The 4790-nt window shown below is 65.8% G+C and carries 5 protein-coding genes; all 5 read left to right on the top strand.

Annotation, left to right across the window (positions count from 1 at the left end; genetic code table 11):
* Positions 1 to 1370 (top strand): PPE domain-containing protein (locus AC2VOK_RS17620; RefSeq protein WP_428901618.1); only part of this gene is annotated, 1370 nt, incomplete at its 5' end.
* Between the two features lie 71 nt (positions 1371 to 1441).
* Positions 1442 to 2581, top strand: coding sequence for a hypothetical protein (locus AC2VOK_RS17615; protein WP_428901617.1), 1140 nt, complete (start codon positions 1442 to 1444; stop codon positions 2579 to 2581).
* Positions 2578 to 3360: an SDR family oxidoreductase gene (locus AC2VOK_RS17610; protein WP_428901616.1), complete on the top strand. Its 783-nt coding sequence runs from the start codon at positions 2578 to 2580 to the stop codon at positions 3358 to 3360. Before AC2VOK_RS17615 ends, AC2VOK_RS17610 begins: the two co-directional genes overlap by 4 nt.
* Entirely contained in the window at positions 3360 to 4508 is a 1149-nt protein-coding gene (locus AC2VOK_RS17605) for a sulfotransferase family protein (RefSeq protein WP_428901615.1), read from the top strand. Before AC2VOK_RS17610 ends, AC2VOK_RS17605 begins: the two co-directional genes overlap by 1 nt.
* 175 nt (positions 4509 to 4683) lie before the next feature.
* On the top strand, positions 4684 to 4790 hold a 107-nt coding region (locus AC2VOK_RS17600), incomplete at its 3' end, for a PPE domain-containing protein (RefSeq protein WP_428901619.1).

Genomic DNA, 4790 nt, shown 5'->3' with positions numbered 1-4790 from the left:
TGGTGTCGTCGAATTTGTTGGGGTTCAATGCTCCGGCGATCGCGGCGGTGGAGTCGGAGTATGAGCAGATGTGGGCGCGTGATGTCGCGGCCATGAGCGGGTATTACTCGGGGGCCTCGGCGGCGGTGGCGAACATGGCGCCGGTGCAACATCTGCAGCAGACGCTGGCCGGCCTGCCCGGGATGCTGGGCGGCCGGGGGAACGCCGCGGCGACCGCGGCGGGGGTCAGCAATCTGGGTGTGGGTAACAAGGGCAGCGCCAACTTCGGCAGCGGCAACACCGGCAACGCCAACGTCGGCAACGGCAACACCGGCAGCGGCAACATCGGCTTGGGCAACATCGGCTCCAACAACGTCGGCAGCGGCAACACCGGCAACGGCAACTACGGCGCCGGCAACATCGGCAGCGGCAACATAGGGCTCGGCAACAGCGGCATCGCTACCAGCAGTGGAAGTCCAACGGCCGGCTCCGGCAACATCGGCCTGGGCAACGCCGGCAACGGCAACTTCGGGCTGGGTAACAGCGGCACCGCCAACGTCGGTATCGGCAACACCGGCGCTCACGACATCGGCGGCGGCAACACCGGCAACAATGACATCGGGTTGGGGTTGTCCGGCAACAACGAGATCGGCATCGGCAACACCTACTACAACACCGCGACCGGTCAGTTCAATCTGGGCGGGCTGAATTCGGGCAGCGGCAACATCGGCTTCGGCAACTCCGGCACCGACAACATCGGATTCTTCAACTCTGGTCACGGCGACGTCGGCATCGGCAACAGCGGTATCGTCGGCCCCTCCCGCCCGATCGGCTACGGCAACACCTGGGGCATCGGCAACTCGGGAGGCTCCAACGTCGGCATCGGCAACTCGGGTCTCGCCAACTTCGGTATCGGAAACTCCGGCTTGTTCAACACCGGGCTGGAAAACTCCGGCAACTACAACACCGGCTCCGCCAATGCCGGCAACTACGACACCGGGGCCAACAACTCCGGCTCCTACAACACCGGCAACTCGAACTCCGGCAGCTACAACACCGGCTTGTGGAACTCGGGCGACACCAACACCGGTATCGGGTACACCACCGACAGCGGCGCCACGAACTCGGGCTTCGGCAACACCGGCACCGACACCTCGGGCTTCTTCAACACGTCAAGCGGCGGCCACACTTCGGGCTTCTTCAACACCGCCGGCAACGGCAGCGGCAGCAACACCAACGGGGAAATCTCCGGCTACTTCAACACCGGCGCCCCGACGAGTTGGAATACTGCCACAGCGGGTCAAATCTCTGGTCTGTTCAACAAGGGCAACTTCTTGTCCGGCTTTTTGAGCCTGGGGAACATAGGATCCTCGACCACGACCTCCAGCTGATCGGGCTGACCCCGGGGGCGCGGGGACGTTCGCCATTGACGAAAAAGTAGAACACGTTCTAGCGTCTAGGCGTGTCCACAGACTCCTTCTCAGGCCCGCTCACCTCTGCCATCGCCGAGGCCGAGGAACTCGTCGCCTCCGCACCGCACATCGAAACCGAGGCCGACCTGCTCGAAGGGCTGCAGTATCTGGCCGGCTGCATCGCCGGATGCCTGCATCTGGCCTTCGACTACGAGCGCGACCACCCGTTCCTGCAGTCGGGCACCGGGCCGTTCACCAAAATGGGACTGGACAACCCCGACACCCTCTACTTCGGCACCCGGGTGCACGCCGGCCACGACTACGTCGTGACCGGTAAGCGGGGCACCACGACCGACCTGAGTTTCCAGCTCCTCGGCGGCGAGTACACCGACGACAACGTGCCGGCCAGCCAGGCCGCGTTCGATGACCGCGAACTCGACATCGCCGCCGACGGCAGCTTCGAGTGGCGGGTGCGGCCGGCCAGCCCCGGGCAGCTGGTGATCCGCGAGGTGTACGCCGACTGGTCGGCGCAGCGCGGCACCCTGGCGATCTCCCGGCTCGACACCGCGGGCACTGCGCCGCCGCCGTTGACCCGCCAGATCATCGACAAGCGTTGTGCCACAGCCGCCAAGCAGCTCGTCAGCCGGGTCAAGACCTGGCTGCAGTTCCCGCAGTGGTTCTACCTCGACATCCCGGTGAACACCATGGTCGCGCCCCGGCTGACGCCGGGCGGCCTGGCGACCCAGTACTCCTCGGTCGGCCACTTCGAGCTGCGGCCCGATCAGGCGCTGATCATCACGATCCCGGTCTCCGACGCCCCGTACCTCGGCTTCCAGCTGGGCAGCCTGTGGTACATCTCGCTGGACTACATCAACCACCAGACCTCGCTGAACAACACTCAGGTGCAAGCGGATCCGGACGGCAAGGTGCGCATCGTCGTCTCCGACCAGAACCCGGGAGTGACCAACTGGGTCGAAACGCTCGGCCACCGGCGGGGCATTCTGCAGTTCCGGTGGCAGCGGGTATCGCGTCCGGTGACCGACGCGGATGGTCCGACCGTCGACCTGGTGAACGTCGACGCGGTGCCGACCACGCTGCCGTATTTCGATCACAACAAGATTTCCGAGGACCACTGGCGAGCGCGAATCGCGCTGCGCCAGCAGCAGATCGCGGCCAGGATGTTGGGGTGACGGGCATGCTCGAGGACAAGGTGGTCGTCATCAGCGGCGTGGGACCCGGGCTCGGTACCACGTTGGCGCACCGGTGCGCCAACGAAGGAGCCGAGCTGGTGCTCGCGGCCCGCACCGTCGACCGCCTGGAGGCCGTCGCCAAACAGGTGGGCGAGTCCGGGCGCAAGGCGCTGCCGGTCCGCGCGGACATCACCGACGACGACGAGGTGAACAACCTCGTCGAGACCGCCCTGGCGACCTACGGCAAGGTCGATGTGCTGATCAACAACGCATTCCGGGTGCCCTCGATGAAACCTCTGGCCGGCACCGGTTTCCAGCACATCCGGGATGCGATCGAACTCAGTGCGCTCGGGGCGTTGCGCCTCATCCAGGCGTTCACGCCCGCGCTGGAGAAGGCGAACGGGTCGATCGTCAACGTCAACTCCATGGTGCTGCGGCACTCACAAGCCAAGTACGGCGCCTACAAGATGGCCAAGTCCACTCTGCTGGCCATGTCCCACTCGCTGGCCACCGAACTCGGCGAGAAGGGTATCCGGGTCAATTCCGTTGCACCCGGCTATATCTGGGGCGACACGCTGCAGGCATACTTCGAGCATCAGGCGGGTAAGTACGGCACCACGGTGGACCAGATCTACCAGGGGACCGCGGCCAACTCCGACCTCAAGCGGCTGCCCACCGAGGACGAGGTGGCTTCGGCAATCCTCTTCCTGGCCAGTGATCTGTCCAGCGGGATCACCGGGCAGACCCTGGACGTCAACTGCGGGGAATACCACACCTGATGACTACCGGCCGAACCGATGTCGGCACCGTCGAGGAACTGCACGCGTCGGCCACCAAACTGGTGGGGCTCGACGACTTCGGCGCCGACGACGACAACTATCGCGAAGCATTGGGCGTGTTGCTGGACTCCTACCGGCGCGAGGCGGACTTGACCGTGCTGGGCAGCAAGATGAATCGCTTCTTCCTGCGGGGCGCGCTGGTGGCCAGGTTGCTGTCGGAATCCGCGTGGAAGCAGCACCCCCAGCACGCCGACGTCGTCATCGAACGTCCTATTTTCGTCACGGGTTTGGTGCGCACCGGAACGACGGCCCTGCACCGGCTGCTCGGCGCCGACCCGGCCCACCAGGGCCTGCACCTGTGGCTCGCCGAATTCCCGCAGCCGCGGCCCCCGCGCGACACCTGGGAGTCCAACCCGTTCTATCGCCAACTCGACGACCAGTTCACCCGGCACCACCGGGAGAACCCCGGCTACACCGGCCTGCATTTCATGGCCGCCTACGAGCTGGAGGAATGCTGGCAGCTGCTGCGGCAGTCATTGCATTCGGTGTCCTATGAGACGTTGGCGCACCTGCCGAGCTACGCGACATGGCTTGCGCAGCAGGACTGGACGCCCGCATATCGGCGGCACCGCAAGAACCTTCAGCTGATCGGGCTCAACGACGCCGACAAGCGGTGGGTGCTGAAAAACCCCAGCCACCTGTTCGCGCTGGACGCGCTGATGGCCACCTATCCCGACGCGCTGGTGATCCAGACCCATCGCCCGGTGGAGACGATCATGGCGTCGATGTGCTCGCTGGCCCAGCACACCGCCGCGGGCTGGTCGACGACGTTCGTCGGCGCCCGGATCGGAGCCGACGCGATGGACACCTGGTCGCGCGGGCTGCGGCGGTTCACCACCGCCCGCGCCAACTACGACCCGGCCCAGTTCTACGACGTCGACTATCGCGACCTGATCGCCGACCCCTTCGGCACCGTGGCCGACATCTACCGGCATTTCGGCATCGCGCTGACCGACGATGCGCGGGCGGCCATGCAAGCCAGCCACGCCGAGAGTCAGTCGGGCGAACGGGCGCCCAAACACACCTATTCCCTGGCCGATTACGGGCTGACCAGCGACATGGTCAAGGAGCGGTTCGCCGGTCTGTGATCCGGGCGCGCGCCGCGCGCCGCCCGCCGCCCGCATTGCGCACCCCTCACCCCTCATCCCGCACCCGTCGCCCGCACTCGCGGCGGATTTTCACGATTCGTGCGAACGGCTCTACGACTGGCTGTAGTATCGCCGACGGTCATGGTGTCGAGTGGGGAAACGGGGGATGGATTACATGAGTTTTTTGGTGTTGCCGCCGGAGGTTAATTCGTTGCGGATGTTTGCCGGTGCGGGGTCGGCGCCGATGTTGTCGGCGGCGGCGGCGTGGGAGGGGTTGGCTTC

Source organism: Mycobacterium sp. TH-M116 (genome assembly GCF_057473685.1).
The sequence above is the reverse complement of the archived record's forward strand: the minus strand, read 5'-3'. Positions and strand labels throughout refer to the sequence as shown.

Coding starts and splice junctions, on each gene's coding strand:
- AC2VOK_RS17605 (WP_428901615.1), top strand. CDS start 3,360: ATGACTACCGGCCGAACCGATGTCGGCACCGTCGAGGAACTGCACGCG.